General features: G+C 74.2%; 13 protein-coding genes. 5 read left to right on the top strand and 8 right to left on the bottom strand.

Features of this window, described 5'->3' with window-relative positions; genetic code table 11:
* Positions 1 to 42: 42 nt before the first annotated feature.
* From AB0442_RS29340 to AB0442_RS29315, 6 genes are all read right to left on the bottom strand, one after another.
* Positions 43 to 1101 carry an aldose epimerase family protein gene (locus AB0442_RS29340; RefSeq protein ID WP_366166602.1) on the bottom strand — a complete coding sequence of 353 codons (1059 nt, stop codon included), beginning with the start codon at positions 1099 to 1101 and terminating at the stop codon, positions 43 to 45.
* 194 nt (positions 1102 to 1295) lie between these two features.
* Positions 1296 to 2309 (bottom strand): LacI family DNA-binding transcriptional regulator, encoded by a 1014-nt coding sequence (locus AB0442_RS29335; protein ID WP_366166600.1) that lies wholly within the window; start codon positions 2307 to 2309, stop codon positions 1296 to 1298.
* 37 nt (positions 2310 to 2346) lie between these two features.
* A complete protein-coding gene (locus AB0442_RS29330) occupies positions 2347 to 3405 on the bottom strand; it encodes an ABC transporter permease (RefSeq protein WP_366166598.1) in 1059 nt (352 codons plus the stop codon).
* Entirely contained in the window at positions 3402 to 4370 is a 969-nt protein-coding gene (locus AB0442_RS29325; protein ID WP_366166596.1) for an ABC transporter permease, read from the bottom strand. The genes AB0442_RS29330 and AB0442_RS29325 overlap by 4 nt, the downstream gene beginning before the upstream one ends.
* Positions 4367 to 6013 carry a sugar ABC transporter ATP-binding protein gene (locus AB0442_RS29320; protein WP_366166594.1) on the bottom strand — a complete coding sequence of 549 codons (1647 nt, stop codon included), beginning with the start codon at positions 6011 to 6013 and terminating at the stop codon, positions 4367 to 4369. The genes AB0442_RS29325 and AB0442_RS29320 overlap by 4 nt, the downstream gene beginning before the upstream one ends.
* A 180-nt stretch (positions 6014 to 6193) precedes the next feature.
* Entirely contained in the window at positions 6194 to 7285 is a 1092-nt protein-coding gene (locus tag AB0442_RS29315; RefSeq protein WP_366166592.1) for an ABC transporter substrate-binding protein, read from the bottom strand.
* Between the two features lie 412 nt (positions 7286 to 7697).
* Between AB0442_RS29315 and mutA the strand changes: the two genes are divergently transcribed.
* The 4 genes from mutA (at position 7698) to AB0442_RS29295 (ending at position 13213) form a co-directional block, all read left to right on the top strand.
* Positions 7698 to 9581: a methylmalonyl-CoA mutase small subunit gene (mutA, locus tag AB0442_RS29310; RefSeq protein ID WP_366166590.1), complete on the top strand. Its 1884-nt coding sequence runs from the start codon at positions 7698 to 7700 to the stop codon at positions 9579 to 9581.
* Entirely contained in the window at positions 9578 to 11776 is a 2199-nt protein-coding gene (scpA, locus tag AB0442_RS29305) for a methylmalonyl-CoA mutase (protein WP_366166588.1), read from the top strand. The genes mutA and scpA overlap by 4 nt, the downstream gene beginning before the upstream one ends.
* Before the next feature lie 11 nt (positions 11777 to 11787).
* Entirely contained in the window at positions 11788 to 12777 is a 990-nt protein-coding gene (meaB, locus tag AB0442_RS29300; protein ID WP_363541521.1) for a methylmalonyl Co-A mutase-associated GTPase MeaB, read from the top strand.
* Between the two features lie 220 nt (positions 12778 to 12997).
* Positions 12998 to 13213 carry a heavy-metal-associated domain-containing protein gene (locus AB0442_RS29295; protein ID WP_363541520.1) on the top strand — a complete coding sequence of 72 codons (216 nt, stop codon included), beginning with the start codon at positions 12998 to 13000 and terminating at the stop codon, positions 13211 to 13213.
* Between the two features lie 91 nt (positions 13214 to 13304).
* Here AB0442_RS29295 and AB0442_RS29290 read toward each other — a convergent pair whose 3' ends face one another.
* A complete protein-coding gene (locus AB0442_RS29290) occupies positions 13305 to 14966 on the bottom strand; it encodes a protein kinase (RefSeq protein WP_366166585.1) in 1662 nt (553 codons plus the stop codon).
* Between the two features lie 130 nt (positions 14967 to 15096).
* On the opposite strand from AB0442_RS29290, the gene AB0442_RS29285 reads away from it, so the two are divergent.
* Complete coding sequence (locus AB0442_RS29285; protein WP_366166583.1) at positions 15097 to 15666, top strand: Uma2 family endonuclease; 570 nt, start codon at positions 15097 to 15099, stop codon at positions 15664 to 15666.
* On the opposite strand, the gene AB0442_RS29280 is transcribed toward AB0442_RS29285, so the two are convergent.
* Entirely contained in the window at positions 15654 to 17951 is a 2298-nt protein-coding gene (locus tag AB0442_RS29280) for a molybdopterin dinucleotide binding domain-containing protein (protein WP_366166581.1), read from the bottom strand. The two genes, AB0442_RS29285 and AB0442_RS29280, sit on opposite strands and share 13 nt — an antisense overlap.
* Positions 17952 to 18049 lie beyond the last annotated feature (98 nt).

Raw genomic sequence — 18049 nt, 5'->3', positions numbered from 1 at the left:
ACCGGGTCCCTGTCCAGACCTCCGACAGCATCTGACGATTCGTCAATTCTTCGTGCTGAAGCGGAACTCGGTGCGGCTGTGGAAGATCCGGCCGGGTCGCAGCACCGTGCTCGGGTACTCGGGACGGTTGGGCGAGTCCGGCAGGTGCTGGGTCTCCAGGCAGATCCCGGCGTGCTGCGGCAGCGGCCGGCCGTCCGCGCCCGGCAGGGTGCCGTCGAGGTTGTTGCCGGTGTAGACCTGCACGCCGGGCTCGGTCGTCCAGACCTCCATCCGGCGGCCGGCCGAGGGCTCGGCGAGGGTCGCGGCGTGCCGCAGCTCCCCCCGTTCGGCGGCCCGCAGCACCCAGCAGTGGTCGAGCCCGCCCGCGGCCCTGACCTGCGGGTGCCCGTCGGCGATCCGCCCGCCGAGCCGGACGGGCCGCCCGAAGTCGAAGGGCGTGCCCGCCACCGGTTCGGGCGGGCCGTACGGGATGCCGTCGGTGGTGACCGGCAGGTAGTGGTCGGCGGACACCTCCAGCAGGTGGTCGTGGACGGTGCCGTGCCCGGCCAGGTTGAAGTACGCGTGGTTGGTCGGATTGACCACCGTCGGGCGGTCGGTGACGGCCCGGTAGTCGACCGCCAGCGTGCCCGGGCCGGCCAGCCGGTAGGTGGCGGTGAGGTCGAGCGCGCCGGGGAAGCCCATGTCGCCGTGCGGGCTGTGCAGGCTCAGCTCGACCCCGGTGCCGTCGGCGGTCGGCGCGGCCCGCCAGACGCGGCGGTGGAAGCCGTCCGGCCCGCCGTGCAGGGCGTGGCCGCGGTCGTTCGCCGGGACGCGGTGCTCCGTCCCGTCCAGGGTGAAGCGGCCGTGCGCGATGCGGTTGGCGTACCGGCCGACCACCGGGCCGAGGTACGGGTGGTCCCCGGCCCGGACGCTCAACGAGGGCAGGCCGAGCACCACCGGGCCCGGCGACGCGCGCGGGGCGGGGGCGGTCAGTGCGGCCAGCGAGGCGCCGAGGGTGAGGACGGTGGCCCGCAGGCCGCCGGTGGCCTCCAGCGTCCAGGCGTGCACCGCCCGGCCGTCGGGGGTGGTGCCGTACGCGTCCTGCCGGACGGTGGGTGACATTGCCTCGCTCCTGCAACTGATGGACGGATGAGGGCAGGCATCCCAGGGGCGGGGGAACTGCGCAATTCGGGTGCGGGCCACCGAATGAACCGGGGGTCGGCGATCCTGCACGACACCCACTCCCGGACTGCGCGGTTCTCCCCCGGCCTTCGGCCGGGAGGTGCCCCCACCCGCCCCTGAGGTGACCACCGCTCCTAGCGGGTCCGCCCGACGGTGGAGTCGCGCACGACCAGGCGGTGGCCGGGGCGGGCGCGGCGTGGTTCGGTCGCGGCGGTGCCGGCCAGCCGGTCGACCAGGCAGTCGACGGCGAGCCGGGCGATCGCCTCCTTGTCGGGGGCGATGGTGGTGAGCGGGGTGTGGGCGAACCGGCTCTCGTCGATGTCGTCGAAGCCGACGACGGCGACGTCCTCGGGCACCCGCAGCCCGCGGTCGGCGAGGGTGCGCAGCGCGCCGACCGCCATGGTGTCGTTGTAGGCGAACACGGCGTCCGGGCGGGGGCCGCGGTCGAGCAGGGCGGCCATCGCCCGGGCGCCGTCCTCCCGCCCGTACGCCTCGGTGGCGACGACCAGGTCGTCGCCGGCCGGCAGTCCGGCCGCGTCGAGCTCTTCCCGCCAGCCGCGCAGGCGCAGGTGGGCGGGGCGCCGGGCGCTCTCCTCGCGGGCGCCGAGGAAGGCGATCCGGCGGCGGCCGGTGTCGACGAGGTGGCGGACGGCGAGTCTCGCCGCGGCGACGTTGTCGATCGCGATGTGGTCGTACGGCGCGTCGTACTCCCGCTCACCGAGCAGCACGAGCGGGGAGGTGTCGGTGCGGGCGAGCAGGTCCTCGGACTCCAGCTCGATGGGGCTGAGGATGAGCCCGTCCATGACGTGCGCCCGGAAGCCCTGGCAGACGAGCAGCTCCTGGTCGCGCCGGCCGCCGGTGTGGTCGAGCAGGACGGTGTAGTCGTGCCGGGCTGCGGCGTCGATCACCGCCCCGGCGAGCTCGGCGAAGTACGGGTTGCCGAGCTCGGGGACGGCCAGCGCGATGATGCCGGTGCGGCCCTTGCGCAGGTGGCGCGCCGTCAGGTTGGGCCGGTAGCCCAGCTCGTCGATGGCGCGCTGGACGCGTTCGCGCATCGCCGGGGTGACGTGCTGGTAGCCGTTCACCACGTTGGAGACTGTCTTGATCGACACTCCGGCGCGCTGTGCGACGTCCTTCAGACTGACCACGGTGTTCCCTCTCGACCGACGGTTTCTCGGGTCATTTCTACGGGGTTGGACGCGCGCGGAAGAGGTACCGCTGCGCGAGGACGACCACGATCAGGAAACCGCCGCTCACCACGGACTGGTAGGAGGAGTTCAGCGAGCCGATCTGGTTGATGAGGTTCTGGATGACGGCGAGCAGCAGGACGCCCCACAGGGTGCCGCCGACGGTGCCGGCGCCGCCGGTCAGCAGGGTGCCGCCGATCACCACCGCGGCGATCGCGTCGAGCTCCATGCCGACGCCGACGATGGTGACGCCGGAGGAGAGCCGGGCCGCGCTGAGCGCGCCGGCCAACCCGGCGAGCAGACTGCTCAGCAGGTAGACCAGGACCCGGGTGCGGGCGACGGGCAGGCCCATCAGGGTGGCGGCGTCGCTGCTGCCGCCGATCGCGAAGACGCTCTGGCCGAAGGGGGTGCGCTGGAGCAGCACGCCGCCGAGTCCGAAGAGGGCGAGTGCGATCAGCACCGGGTGGCCGAAGCCCCGGACCGTGCCCTGGCCGAGTTCGGCGAAGGCGGAGCCGCGGGGCACCAGGTAGGTGGTGGCGCCCTCGTGGGTGACGGCGAGCAGCAGGCCGCGGGCGGCGAGCAGGGTGGCCAGGGTGACGATGAACGGCGCCATCCCGGCCCGGGCGACCAGCAGTCCGTTGATCGCGCCGATCGCGCCGCAGACCGCGAGCGGCAGCAGCAGCGCCGGGACGATCCCCCACGGGGAGGCCCAGGCGGCCAGCACGCCGCCGAGCGCGAAGACCGAGCCCACGGAGAGGTCGATGCCGCCGGTGAGGATGACCAGGGTCATGCCGAGGGCGACGATCGCGAGGAAGGAGGTCTGCACGGTGATGCTGCGGGCGTTGTCGAGCGTCCCGAAGGAGGGGAACAGCATCGAGGAGACCAGCACCAGCAGGCCGAGCACGGCGGGCACGGCCTGGCGCTGGAGCCGGCCGAGCAGCCGGGCGGCGAGGGCACCGCCCTCGGTGGCGGGGCGGGTGGCGGTGGCGGCGGGTGCGGGACGGGGCCCGGCGGGCGCGGCGGCCGGCACGGGTGTGAGCAGGGCGGGCTTCTTCATCGCGACCGGCGCTCCCGGGCGGTGTAGACGGCGGCCAGGATGATGGCCGCCTGGGCGATCTGGGCGGTGGAGTCGGGCAGGTCGTGCTTGACGAGGGTGGCGCGCAGCAGCTGCATCAGCAGGGCGCCGGTGACGGTGCCGAGGACGCGGACCGAGCCGCCGGTGAGCGGGGTGCCGCCGACCACCACCGCGGTGATGGCGGACAGCTCCATCAGGGTTCCCAGGGCCGACGGGTCGCTGGCGGTGAGCCGGGCGGTGGCCAGCACGCCGGCGAGGGCGGCGAACACCCCGCAGATCACGTACACCCCGCACAGGATCCGGCGGACGGGCAGGCCGGCCAGTCCGGCGGCGGTGCGGTTGCCGCCGACGGCGACCAGGCGGCGGCCGAAGGTGGTGCGGTGGACGAGCCCGGCGACGAGCAGCGCGAGCGCCCCGGCGATCAGCACCGTCCACGGCACGCCGAGCAGGCTGCCGGAGCCGAGGGCGAGCAGGTCGGGGTTGACGATCTGCTTGAGCCGGCCGTCGGCGACGACCAGGGCGAGGCCGCGGCCGCCGACGAACAGGGCGAGCGTGGCGACGATCGGCTGCAGTCCGACGACGGACACCAGGGTGCCGTTGACCAGGCCGACGGCGATTCCGGCGAGCAGGGCGATCAGCAGGGCCGGGACGAGCCCGTAGCCGAGGTAGAGCGGCAGGAGCGCACTGGCGAGGGCCATGGTGGAGCCGACCGACAGGTCGACGCCCTCGGTGCCGATGACCAGGGCCGTGCCGAGCGCGACGATCACCACGGGGGCGACCTGGACGAGCTGGGTGCGCAGGTTGTCGGCGGTCAGGAAGTGCTCGGTGAACAGGGCGTTGAACAGCAGCAGGACGGCGACGGCGAGGTACACGCCGTACTTCTGCAGCCAGGCGGCGTCGGGCAGCCGCAGCGCGGCGGGGCGCCCGGCGAGGGCGGGCGGGGTCATCGCTTCTCCTCGGGGGCGGGCTCCGCGGCCGGGCCGTCGGCCGCAACGGGCTCGGCGCTCTCGGCGCTCTCGGCGCTGTCGGCGCTGTCGGCGCTGTCGGCGAGCAGGGCCAGCAGTTCGGACTCGGTGACGTGCTCGCCGGTGAGTTCGCCCGCGACGGCGCCGGCGTGCAGCACGGTGATCCGGTCGGCGCCCTCGACGAGCTCCTCGATGTCGGAGGAGATCAGCAGCACCGCCAGCCCTTCGCGGGCGAGCTCGTCGATCAGCGCCTGCACCTCGGCCTTGGCGCCGACGTCGATGCCGCGGGTGGGCTCGTCGAGCAGCAGCACCCGGGGCTCCAGACAGAGCCAGCGGGCGAGCAGCACCTTCTGCTGGTTGCCGCCGGAGAGTTCGCCGACCTTCTGCTCGGGGCTGGACGCCTTGATCCGCAGCCGCTTCATGAAGACCTCGACCAGCCGGTCCTGGCGGCGCCGGGAGACCAGGCCGAAGCGGGAGAGCCGGGGCATCGCGGCGAGCACGATGTTCTCCCGGACGGACAGCTCCGGGACGATCCCCTCGGCCTTGCGGTCCTCCGGCAGCAGGCTGATGCCGGCCCGGATCGCGGCGGCCGGGGAGCGCCGGGCGAGCGGGCGGCCGGCCACCTCGACGGCGCCGGAGTCCAGCGGCAGCGCGCCGGCGAGCGCCTTGGCGGTCTCGCTGCGGCCGGAGCCCAGCAGTCCGCCGAGGCCGAGCACCTCGCCGGGGCGCAGTTCCAGGCCGACCCCGTGCAGCTGGTGGCGCCTGGTCAGGCCGCGGGCGGTGAGGACGGGTTCGCGGTCGGCGCGGTGGCCGTCGCCGAAGCCGGTGACCCCGTGCCGGCGGACCTCGGCGACGTCCCGGCCGAGCATCATCGAGACCAGGTCGAGCCGGTCCAGTCCGGCCAGTTCGCCGGTGTGCACCAGGCGGCCGTCCCGCAGCACGGTGACCCGGTCGCAGAGCCGGTACAGCTCGTCCATCCGGTGGCTGACGTAGAGGATCGCGATGCCCTGCGCGTGCAGGTCGCCGACCACCCGGAAGAGCGTCTCCACCTCGCGCGGTTCCAGGGCGGAGGTGGGTTCGTCCATCACGACCACCCGGGCGTCGACGGAGACCGCGCGGGCGAGGGCGACCATCTGCTGGGCGCCGATGCCGAGGGCGTGCAGCGGGCGGCGCGGGTCGACGGTGACGCCGAGGCCGGCCAGCAGTTCGGCGCTCTCCGCGTGCATCCGGGCGAAGTCGATCAGGCCGAAGCGGGTGCGCGGCTCGCGGCCGAGGAAGACGTTGCGGGCCACGCTCATCAGCGGGACGAGGTTGACCTCCTGGTAGATCGTCGAGACTCCGGCCTGCTGGGCGTCGAACGGCCGGTGCAGGGTGACCGGACGGCCGGCGATCCGCAGTTCGCCGGCGTCGGGGCGGTGCACGCCGGTGAGCACCTTGATCAGGGTGGACTTGCCGGCGCCGTTCTCCCCCACCAGGGCGTGGATCTCGCCGGGTCGCAGGGTGAGCGAGACGTCGTCGAGGGCGACGACGCCGGGGAAGCGCTTGGCCACGCCGACGGCCTCCAGCGCGGGCGGCGCGGCGGCTCCGTCCTCGGGCGGGGCGGCCGCCTGGGCGGGTGGGGCCATGGGTGGGACCTCCGGGGCATACGGGGTGTACGGGGGCGCACAGGTGCGGGGCGGGGGAAGGGCGGGAGGGCTGGTCCGGGGCGCGCGGGGCGTGAGGACGTGTCTTCAAGGGCGTACGGATGCCACACAGGGACGCGTGGGGGCACCACCCGAGCGCCCTTTGAGGACCGCTCCTAGTGCTCAGTACGCGCCGGCGACCGAGGCCGCGGCGTTGCCCGGCTCGTAGGCGCGGTCGGTGATGATCACGCTGTCGGCGATGGGCTCCCCGGCGAGGAACTTCTGCAGGGTCTCGAAGGCCAGCGGGCCGAACCGCGGGTTGGACTCGATGACGCCGTTGTAGTCGCCGGCGGCGAGCGCCTGGACGGCGTTGCGGGTGCCGTCGATGGAGACGATCTTGACGTCCTTGCCGGGCTTGCGGTTGGCGCTCTTGAGGGCGGTGACGGCGCCGAGGCCCATCTCGTCGTTCTCCGCGTACACCGCGGTGATCTCCGGCTTGGACTGGATCAGTTGCTCCATCACCTGCTGGCCCTTGTCCCGGGCGAACTCGCCGGTCTGCTGGGCGACGATCTCCATGCCGGGCGCCTTGGTCTTCAGCTGCTCGACGAAGCCGTTGGTGCGGTCGGTGGTGACGTTGTTGCCGGAGGAGCCGAGCAGGATGGCGACCTTGCCGGTGCCGCCGGTGGCCTGGATCAGCGCGTCGGCGGCCCGCTTGCCCTGCTCGACGAAGTTGGAGCCGATGAAGGTCAGGTAGTCCTTGCAGGCGGTGGCGTTGACCTTGCGGTCGATGGTGATCACCGGGACGTGCTTGGCGGCCGCGGCGGCGAGCGCCGGCTGCAGGCCGTCGGAGTTCAGCGGCGCGACGACGAGCAGCTGCGCGCCCTGGTTGAGCATGTCCTGGATGTCGCTGATCTGCTTCGAGAGCTGGGACTGCGCGTTGGTGGTGATCAGCTTCTTGACGCCGAGCCTGGCGGCCTCGTCCTTGATCGACTGGGTCTCGGCGATGCGGAAGGGGTTGGCCTCCTTCTCCGACTGGGAGAAGCCGACGACCGCGCCCTTCAGGTCGATCTTGGGGGTGCCGGTGCCCTGCAGGGTGCAGCCCGCGCCGGCGGCCGGGGCGGAGGCGGCCGCGCCGGTGGCGGCCTGGGCGGCCTGGCCGTCGCCGGAGCCGGCGGCCGGGGTCTCCTCCTTGGCGCAGCCGGTGAGGACGAGGGCGGCGGAGGCGAGCAGCGCGGCGGAGGCGAGCAGGCTGCGGGATCTGCGGATGCTGGTCATGCGAGGACGCTCCTTGACGGGTGGGACGGCGCCGGCCGGGGGGTTCCGGGCGTGCCGGGGCAGTCCGGGACGCGCCGGTGGCGGGCCGGTTCGGGGGAGGCGGGGGAAGACTTCGCTGACGTGCAGGACGAGCGGCCCGGCGGGGAGATCGCGCTCTCCGTCGGGCGTTTACAACGTTATACAACCGGCGTTGCAGGGCCGACAAGAGTCACGGCACGCCCTGTCGAATCCGTTGCCGCACGCGTCCCGGGCCGAGTTGACGGGACGGCAGCCGCCCCGGGCCGACCCCCGGGGGCGGTTCCCGACCCGCCGCCCGGGACCGCTGCACTCCCCGTCACCTGGAGTGCAGCGAGGGAAAGGTCACACTGGATTGATCTGCTGCCGGCCTGCTAACGGGCACTAACCTGCACTCATGACGGTCCAGCCCGAAGGGCTTCCCCTGGCCGCCGAGTTCCCGGATGCGACCCGCGAGCAGTGGCAGCGCCTCGTCGAAGGCGTGCTGCGCAAGTCGGGTGTGCAGGACGCGAGCGGCGTTCAGGCGGAGGAAGCGCTCACCACCAAGCTCCAGGACGGGCTCAGCGCCCGCCCGCTGTACACCGCCGAGGACGCGCCGGCCGACGCCGGCCTCCCCGGCTTCGCCCCGTACGTGCGGGGCGGCCGGCCGCACGGCTCCGCCGTGTCCGGCTGGGACGTACGGCAGCGCCACGCCGACCCGGACGCGGCACGCGCCAACGAGGCGGTCCTCGCCGACCTCGAGAACGGCGTGACCTCGCTCTGGCTGACCGTCGGCGACGGCGGCCTGCCGGTGGCCGCGCTGCCCGCCGTGCTGCAGGGCGTGTACCTCGACCTCGCTGCCGTCGTCCTCGACGCGGGCGCCGAATTCCGGCCCGCCGCCGAGCAGTTGTTCGCGCTGCTGGCCGAGCGCGCGGTGCCCGCCGACGTCGCCTCCGGCAACCTCGGCGCCGACCCGCTGGGCCTGCTCGCCCGCACCGGCGACGACTCCGCCACCACCGCGCAGCTCGCCGAGGCCGCCGACCTGGCCGCGCACTGCGGCCGCACCTACCCGAACGTCCGCGCCCTGGCCGTCGACGCCCTCGTCTTCCACGACGCCGGCGCCTCGGCCGCCCAGGAGCTCGGCTGCTCGCTGGCCGCCGGCGTCGCCTACCTGCGCGCGCTGACCGCCGCCGGGCTCACCGCCGAGGAGGCCGCCGGCCAGCTGGAGTTCCGCTACGCGGCCACCGAGGACCAGTTCCTCGGCATCGCCAAGTTCCGCGCCGCCCGGCGCCTGTGGGCCCGCGTCGCCGAGGTCTCCGGGGTGACCGGCCCGGCCGCCGCGCAGCGCCAGCACGCCGTCACCTCCTCGGTGATGATGACCGCCCGCGACCCGTGGGTGAACATGCTGCGCACCACCGTCGCCTGCCTGGCCGCCGGTGTCGGCGGCGCCGACGCCGTCACCGTGCAGCCCTTCGACGCCGAGGCCGGCCTGTCCGACGCCTTCGCCCGCCGGATCGCCCGCAACACCCAGGCGATCCTGCTGGAGGAGTCCAACCTGGCGAAGGTCGTCGACCCGGCCGGCGGCTCCTGGTACGTCGAGGCGCTCACCGACGAGCTCGCCCGGGCCGCCTGGGCCTTCTTCCAGGAGATCGAGCGGGCCGGCGGCCTGCGCGCGGCCCTCGCCTCCGGCCTGGTCGGCGAGCGGATCGCCGCGACCTGGGCGGAGCGCACCGCGAAGATCGCCAAGCGTCGCGAGCCGGTCACCGGCGTCAGCGAGTTCCCGAACCTGGGCGAGCAGCCGCTCGTCCGCGAGCCCGCGCCCGCCCGCCGCGGCGGCGGCCTGCCGCAGGTCCGCCGCGCCGAGGCGTACGAGGCGCTGCGCGACCGCTCGGACGCGCACCTGGCCGCCACCGGCGCCCGGCCGAAGCTGTTCCTGGCCTCGATCGGCACCGCCGCCGCGCACACCGCGCGCACCACCTTCGCCGCCAACCTCTTCCAGGCCGGCGGCATCGAGACCGCCGCCCTCGAAGGTACCGACCCGGCCGCGCTGGCCGAGGCGTTCGCGGCGAGCGGCGCCACCGTCGCCTGCCTGTGCTCCGGCGACGCGCAGTACGCGGAGCACGGCGAGACCGTCGCGAAGGCGCTGAAGACCGCGGGCGCCGCGAAGGTGCTGCTGGCCGGACGCCCCGGCGAGCTGCGCGAGGCGCTGGAGCGCGCCGGCGTGGACGCCTACGTGTTCGCCGGCTGCAACGCCGTCGAGGTCCTGACCTCCCTCCTGGACGAGATCGGAGTGGCCCGATGATCCCCGACTTCACCACCATCGGGCTGGGCTCCGGCACGCCCGCCGGCGACGGCGGCCAGTGGCGCGACGCCTGGCAGCAGGCGACCGGCAAGGACGTCGACGAGCAGGTCTGGGAGACCCCGGAGGGCATCGGCGTCAAGCCGCTGTACACCGCGGAGGACCTGGCCGGCCTGGACTTCCTCGGCACCTACCCGGGCATGGCGCCGTTCCTGCGCGGCCCCTACCCGACCATGTACGTCAACCAGCCGTGGACGGTCCGCCAGTACGCGGGCTTCTCCACCGCCGAGGAGTCCAACGCCTTCTACCGCCGCAACCTCGCGGCCGGCCAGAAGGGCCTCTCGGTCGCCTTCGACCTGCCGACCCACCGCGGCTACGACAGCGACCACCCGCGGGTCACCGGCGACGTCGGCATGGCCGGCGTGGCCATCGACTCCATCTACGACATGCGCCAGCTCTTCGACGGCATCCCGCTGGACCGGATGTCGGTGTCGATGACCATGAACGGCGCGGTGCTGCCCGTGCTGGCGCTGTACATCGTGGCCGCCGAGGAGCAGGGGGTGCCGCCCGAGAAGCTGGCGGGGACCATCCAGAACGACATCCTCAAGGAGTTCATGGTCCGCAACACGTACATCTACCCGCCGCAGCCCTCGATGCGGATCATCTCGGACATCTTCGCGTACACCTCGCAGAGGATGCCGCGGTACAACTCGATCTCCATCTCGGGCTACCACATCCAGGAGGCCGGAGCCACGGCCGACCTGGAGCTGGCGTACACCCTCGCGGACGGTGTGGAGTACCTGCGGGCCGGCCTCGGCGCCGGACTCGACGTGGACGCCTTCGCGCCGCGGCTGTCGTTCTTCTGGGCGATCGGCATGAACTTCTTCATGGAGGTCGCCAAGCTGCGCGCGGCCCGGCTGCTGTGGGCCAAGCTGGTCAAGCAGTTCGACCCGCAGAACGCCAAGTCGCTGTCGCTGCGCACCCATTCGCAGACCTCCGGCTGGTCGCTCACCGCGCAGGACGTGTTCAACAACGTCACCCGCACCTGCGTGGAGGCGATGGCGGCGACCCAGGGCCACACCCAGTCGCTGCACACCAACGCCCTCGACGAGGCACTCGCCCTGCCGACCGACTTCTCGGCCCGGATCGCCCGCAACACCCAGCTGATGCTGCAGCAGGAGTCCGGCACCTGCCGGGTCATCGACCCGTGGGGCGGCTCGGCGTACGTCGAGAAGCTCACCCACGACCTGGCCCGCCGCGCCTGGCAGCACATCCAGGAGGTCGAGGCGGCCGGCGGCATGGCCAAGGCGATCGACGCGGGCATCCCCAAGCTGCGCGTCGAGGAGGCCGCCGCCCGCACCCAGGCGCGGATCGACTCCGGCCGCCAGCCGGTGATCGGCGTCAACAAGTACCGGGTCGCCAACGACGAGCAGATCGACGTCCTCAAGGTCGACAACTCCTCGGTGCGCGCCCAGCAGATCGAGAAGCTCCGCCGGCTGCGCGCCGAGCGCGACGAGCAGGTCTGCCAGGACGCCCTGCACGCGCTCACCCGGGCCGCCGAGGCCGGCCCGCAGGGCGCCTCGCTGGACGGCAACCTGCTGGCGCTCGCGGTGAACGCCGCCCGCGCCAAGGCCACCGTCGGCGAGATCTCCGACGCACTCGAGAAGGTGTACGGCCGGCACTCCGGGCAGATCCGTACCATCTCCGGTGTGTACCGAGACGAAGCAGGCCCCTCCACCTCGCTGCAGCGCACCCGCGACCTCGTCGAGCGCTTCGAGGAGGCCGAGGGCCGCCGCCCCCGCATCCTGGTCGCCAAGATGGGCCAGGACGGCCACGACCGCGGCCAGAAGGTGATCGCCACCGCCTTCGCCGACCTCGGCTTCACCGTCGACGTCGGCCCGCTGTTCCAGACCCCCGCGGAGGTCGCCCGGCAGGCCGTCGAGGCCGACGTGCACATCGTCGGCGTCTCCTCGCTGGCGGCCGGCCACCTCACCCTGGTGCCGGCGCTGAAGGCCGAACTCGCCGAGGCCGGACGCGAGGACATCACCATCGTGGTCGGCGGCGTGATCCCGCCGCAGGACATCCCGACGCTCCTGGAGATGGGCGCCGCCGCGGTCTTCCCGCCCGGCACCGTGATCCCGGACGCCGCCCACGACCTGCTCACCTCGCTCGCCGCCGACCTCGGCCACGAGCTGTGAGCCGCTGAGCCGTGGCCCGGACGATCGACCTCGACCAGTACCGGCAGGGTGTCCTGGACGGCTCGCGTGCCTGGATCGCGCGGGCCATCACCCTCGTCGAGTCCATCCGGCCCGACCACCGCGAGCTCGCCCAGCGGCTGCTGGTCGACCTGCTGCCGCACTCCGGCCGGGCCGTCCGGGTCGGCATCACCGGTGTCCCCGGTGTGGGCAAGTCGACCTTCATCGAGGCCCTCGGCACCATGCTCACCGGCATGGGGCACAAGGTCGCGGTGCTCGCCGTCGACCCGACGTCCAGCCGGACGGGCGGCTCCATCCTCGGCGACAAGACGCGGATGGAGAAGCTCTCCGTCGACCCGAACGCCTTCGTCCGGCCCTCCCCCACCTCCGGGACGCTCGGCGGCGTGGCCCGCGCCACCCGCGAGTCCATGGTGGTGATGGAGGCCGCCGGCTACGACGTCGTCCTGGTGGAGACGGTCGGCGTCGGGCAGTCGGAGACCACCGTGGCGGGCATGGTGGACTCCTTCCTGCTGCTCACCCTCGCGCGCACCGGCGATCAGCTCCAGGGCATCAAGAAGGGGGTCCTGGAGCTGGCCGACCTGGTCGCCGTCAACAAGGCGGACGGCCCGCACGAGCGGGACGCCAAGGCCGCCGCGCGCGAACTGGCCGGCGCCCTGCGGCTGCTCCAGCCGCCGGACGCCGCCTGGACACCGCCGGTGCTCACCTGCAGCGGCCTCGGCGGCCTCGGGCTGGACGTCCTCTGGGACCGCCTCCAGCAGCACCGCAGCCTGCTCGACGCCACCGGCGCCCTGGACGCCAAGCGGCGCGACCAGCAGGTCGACTGGACGTGGGCGATGGTCCACGACCAGTTGCTCGCCCGGCTCCGCGAGCACCCCGAGGTGCGGCGGCTCGTCCCCGTCGTGGAGGAGCAGGTCCGGCAGGGCACCCTGACCGCCACCCTGGCCGCCCAGCGCATCCTGGACGGCTTCGGCACGGCGAACTGACCCCGCGGCAACGGCCGGTGGGAGCGCGGCACGCGCCCCGCCGGCCGTTGCCGTCCGGGGGCGCGCCGGCGGGGCGCACGGCACTCCGTTCGGGGCGGAACCACTCGAAGGGGGCACATCCGCGGCGTGTCCCCGGCACGTCCGGCTCCGGCTGCGCTGTCCTGGTCGGCACCGAGGGCGGCACACCGCCGCCGACCCGTCCGTTCCCGGAGGTTCCCCCATGTCCACGACCGCCGTCTTCAGTGTCGAAGGCATGAGCTGCGGCCACTGCGAGCGGACCGTCACCGCGGGCCTCGCCGCCCTGCCCGGCGTCACCGACGTCAACGCCCACGCCGCCACCGGCCGGGTCACCGTGGAGTCGGCCGGCGACCTCGACGAGTCCCTGGTGCGCAGCGCGGTCGGCGAGGCCGGCTTCACCCTCGTCGGCCGGGTCTGAGGCACGGCCGTACCGGCGTTCCCCGACCGGCGTTCCCCGACCGGCGTTCCCCGACCCGCGTTCCCCGACCGGCGTGTTCAGGCGGGCGTGTTCAGGCGGGCGTGTTCAGCGCATCGGGGGCCGGTTCCGGTCCGGCGGCGCGGCCGGGGAGCAGTGGCGTCAGCACCGCCGCCAGGCCGCACCAGGTCAGCAGGCCGAGCCCGTTGGCCTTCAACACGCCGAGGCCGGCGGCCTCGACGTAGAACCCGGTCGCGACGGCCGCGTTCACCAGGGCCGCGCTGACCGCCATCTGTGCCTCGGCCTCGTGGCGGCCGAACACCCGGCCGAGGCCGCGGGCCAGCGGCTTCTGCAGCACCAGCAGGACGGGGCACATCGCCACCGTCATGATCAGGGCCACCCACCAGGCCGTCCGCGAGGAGAACAGCAGCAGGACACCGGAGAACAGGGTGACCACCACCGCGGCGAAGAGCCCGCCGGTGCCCCGGTCGAGCTGCGGCGAGGGCTTGTCGATCCACAGCAGGGCGGCCACCACGAGGAAGGCACCGACCCCGGCCAGCGCGGCGGCCCACGGCGTCCAGGAGTCGAAGGCGGCCAGCTGAACGGCGACGGCGACGCTGCCCGCGAGGGCGCTGCGGAGCAGCGCGGAGGTCCGGGCGGTCATCGGCCGTCCCGGCTCGGCGGGCAGGCCGGCCGGGTCCCCGGTGGGCGGGATCCCGGCGGGCCGGGCGGGGTGCGGCGTCGCGGGTGCGTCCGTGTACGGGGTCGGGCCGGCGGTGGCGGCCGGCCCGGTGGTCGGGGCCACGGGTGCGTGGACCCGGCTCGGGGAGCCGTCGAGGGCCGTCGACGGGTGCGGAACCGACGGGGACGGGCGCCCCGCGCCACCGCCCGGACCGGCGGGGGCGGGCTGACCGCCGGGGGCGGGCCGGGCGGCGAGCAGCGCGCCGATGATGTCGGCGACCTGCTCGGCGCTGCCGGGCCGCTGCGCCGGTTCCTTGGCCAGCAGCGCGAGGACCAGGGCGTCGACCTCGGCCGGGACCTCGGGCCGCACTCCGCCGGGCGCCTCGGGCTGCCGGGTGAGGTGCTGGTGGAGGACGGCCAGGGGCGCGCCGGTGAACGGCGGACGGCCCGTCAGGAGGGTGTGCAGCAGGCAGCCGACGGCGTAGAGGTCCGCGGCCGGGCCGATGCCGCGGTCCCCGCGGGCCTGTTCGGGCGCCATGTAGGCGGCGGTGCCGATGGCATGGCCGGTGCCGGTGAGCGAGAGGTCCTCGTACAGGTGCTTGACGATGCCGAAGTCGAGGATCTTGACCGTGCCGTCGGGCAGCAGCATGGCATTGGCGGGCTTGATGTCGCGGTGGACGAGGCCGGCCCGGTGGGCGGCGGCCAGGCCTGTGCAGACCTGCCGCGTCCAGTCGAGGGCCAGGGCGACCGGTGGCAGCGGTCCCTCGGCGAGGACGTCCTCCAGGGCCCGGCCGTCGAGGTGCTCCATGACGAGGAAGGGCGCGCCGCCGTGCGCGGGCCCGGCCCGGCCGAAGTCGTGGACGGTGACGATGTGCGGGCTGCTGAGGTTGCCGGCGGCCCGGGCCTCGGCAGCGAACCGCTCGACGCCGGAGGTGCTGGTGTCGGCACCCGTGAGCAGCTTCACCGCGACGGGCCGGCCGACCCGTTCGTCGAAGGCCCGCCACACCTGGCCCATCCCGCCGGACCCCAGTACCGCCTCCAGCCGGTACCGGCCGTCCAGTTGCTCGCCCTGCATGCCCACCCCCGTCGTGCCCGGGGCGCGACTCGTACGGACACCCCCCACCGCCCCGGCACTCTACCGGGCCACCCACCCCGCCCGGGGCGCCGTCGACCGGACGCACGGCCCGGGATGGAAGGATGGCGGCATGTCCGACTTCGAGATCCCCGAACGTCACGCCCAGTTGCTCGAGTACGCGCAGAGCCTGACCCCGCCGTCGGGATGGAAGATCGAAGTGTCCGGGGACGAGATCATCATGATGGCCGGTCCGTCGGTGATCCACCAACGCAATCTCCTGGTCGTCCGCGAGCAGTTCGACGCCCACCGCCCGGCCGGGCTGATGCCGAGCGAGAACACCGACCTCGCCTCGCCGAACGTCGGCAAGCTGCGCAATCCGGACCTCACCTACATCCCGTTCTCCGTGGTGGAGCTGGGCGGCAGCGAGGTACCCGCGGAGCTCGCCGAAATCGCGGTGGAGGTGGTCTCGCCCTCCAATCCCGAGAACGACCTGGTCGGCAAGGTCCGCGACTACCCGCTCATGCGGATCCCGCTGTACCTGCTGATCGATCCGCGCGAGGGCACGATCGTGCTGTTCTCGGAGCCGGACGACGGCGTCTACCACCGGCAGTGGCGTGGGAAGTTCGGCGACCCCGTGCCCGTTCCGGCGCCCTTCTCGTTCGAGCTGGCGACCGGTGAGCTGATCCGCTACCCCGCCTGAGCGGACGTCAGGGCGGGCCCGGCGGCCGCTTCGACGGCGCTCACGGGGACGGTCGCGGGGGTGGGTCCGGGTGCCGGGCGGACCCGGACCGGGACGCCGTTGAGGATGGCGGTGCCGGAGAGCGGGTCGAGGGCGTCGGGGTCGGTGAGCCGGTTGACGTTGACGCCGGGATCGCCGGCGGCGGTGCGCAGCCGGGTACCGGGCCGGTCGTGGCCCCAGCCGTGCGGCAGGCTGACGACGCCGGGCATGACGTCCTCGGTGATCTCGACGGGGGCGGTGAGCTCGCCGGTGCGGCTGCTGACGAGGGCGCTGCCGCCGTCGGCGAGCCCGAGGGCGGCGGCGTCCGCGGGGTGGACGTGCAGGGTGCACCGGTTGCTGCCGCGGGTCAGTGCGGGCAGGTTGTGCAGCCAGCTGTTGTTGGAGCGCAGGTGGCGGCGGCCGACCAGGACGAGGCCGTCACGGCGCTCGGCGAGGGCGGCGCGCAGCCGGTCGAGGTCGGCGGCGAGCGGTGCGGGGCAGAGTTCGACGGTGCCGGAGGGGGTGCGCAGCACCTCGGGCAGCCGGGGTTCGAGCGGGCCGAGGTCGATGCCGTGCGGTGCGGCGAGCAGCCGGGCCAGGGTGAGGCCGTCCGGGTCGGCGCCGAAGCCGTCGCCGTAGGCGCCGAGGCGGAGCATCAGGTCGACCTGGCGTTCGCTGCCGCTGTCGCCGTGCAGGGCGGCGGCGAGTTCGGCCGGGTCGCGGCCGTGGACGGGCGAGGACGGGTCGGCGACGGCCTTGGCGAGGACGCCGGCGATCACCGTGTCGTCGAGGGCGTACGGGTTCGCGGCGGCCGCGGCGCCGCGGCCGGCGGCGATCATGGTGAGCCGGGAGAGGATGCGGCACTCGTCGAGTTCGCCGTCCTCCGGCGGGAGGGGTGCCGGGGACCAGCGGGCGGTGTTGCGGATCGCGAGGTCGCCGAAGGCCAGGTCGAAGTGCGGGGAGCGGCCGGGCGGCGGGGGCGGCAGGACGACGTGGGCGTGCCGGGTGGTCTCGTTGAGGTAGGGGTCGACGCTGACCATGAAGTCGAGGCCGGTGAGGGCCTCGTCGAGGCGGTGGCCGCCGGGGGTGGAGAGCACCGGGTTGCCGGCGACGGTGATCAGGGCGCGGACCTGCCCGTCGCCCGGGGTGGTGATCTCCTCGGCGAGGGTGACGGCGGGCAGTTCGCCCTTGATCTCGGGCAGGCCGCGGACCCGGCTGTGCCAGCGCCCGGTGGTGAAGCCGCGGCCCCGGCCGGTGCCGCGGCGGCGCCGGGCGGCGAGCGGGAACATCGCTCCGCCCGGGCGGTCGAGGTTGCCGGTGAGGGCGTTGAGGACGTCGACCAGCCAGCTGGCGAGGGTGCCGAACTCGACGGTGCTGGTGCCGATCCGGGCGTAGACGGCGGCGGTGGGGGCGGCGGCGAGTTCGCGGGCGAGGTCCTTGATCGACTCGGCGGGGATGCCGCAGGCGTCGGCGACGGCCTCGGGCGGGAAGGGCTCGACGAGCCGGCGGACGTCCTCGGCGCCGGTGAGGTGCGGGCCCGGTGCAGTGAGCTCCTCGGCGAAGAGGGTGTGCACCAGGGCGGCCAGCAGGTAGGCGTCGGCGCCGGGACGGATCGGCAGGTGGCGGTCGGCGAGGGCGGCGGTGCGGGTGCGCCGCGGGTCGACGACGACGAGGCGGCCGCCGCGCCGGCGCAGGGCCTTGAGCTTGCCGGGGAAGTCGGCGGCGGTGCACAGGCTGCCGTTGGACTCGACGGGGTTGGCGCCGAGCATCAGCAGGAGGTCGGTGCGGTCGAGGTCGGGGACGGGGATCGCCAGCGGGTCGCCGAAGAGCAGGCCGGAGGAGACGTGTTTGGGCATCTGGTCGACGGTGCTGGCGCTGTAGACCTGGGTGCTGCCGACGGCCTTGGCGAGGGCGCCGGCGTAGAGGCCGCCGGCCAGGGTGTGGACGTTGGGGTTGCCGAGGTAGGTGGCGACGGCCTGCCGGCCGTGCCGGTCGATGACGGAGGTGAGGCCCGCCTCGACGGCGGCGAAGGCCTCCTCCCAGTCGACCTCGCGGTGACCGGTGGCGGTGCGCAGCAGCGGGCGGCGGATCCGGTCGGGATCGTTGTCGAGCTGGCCGAGGGCGGCGCCCTTGGGGCAGACGAACCCTCGGCTGAAGACGTCGGCCCGGTCGCCGCGGGCGGCGGTGATCCGGCCGGTGTCCAGGGTGAGTTCGAGTCCGCAGGTCGCCTCGCACAGCGGGCAGACGCGGTACGCCTTCTCGGTCATGCCGACTCCCATCGCCGCGGGTTCTCGCCACCGCTCCGCAGGTTTTAGCGGAACGATAAACCACACCGGGCCGCTTGTCTCCGGTCCCGGCGATTCCG

This window comes from Kitasatospora sp. NPDC085895 (assembly GCF_040702125.1).
GTDB lineage: Bacteria > Actinomycetota > Actinomycetes > Streptomycetales > Streptomycetaceae > Kitasatospora > Kitasatospora arboriphila.
This window is presented reverse-complemented; position numbering and strand designations above follow the sequence as displayed.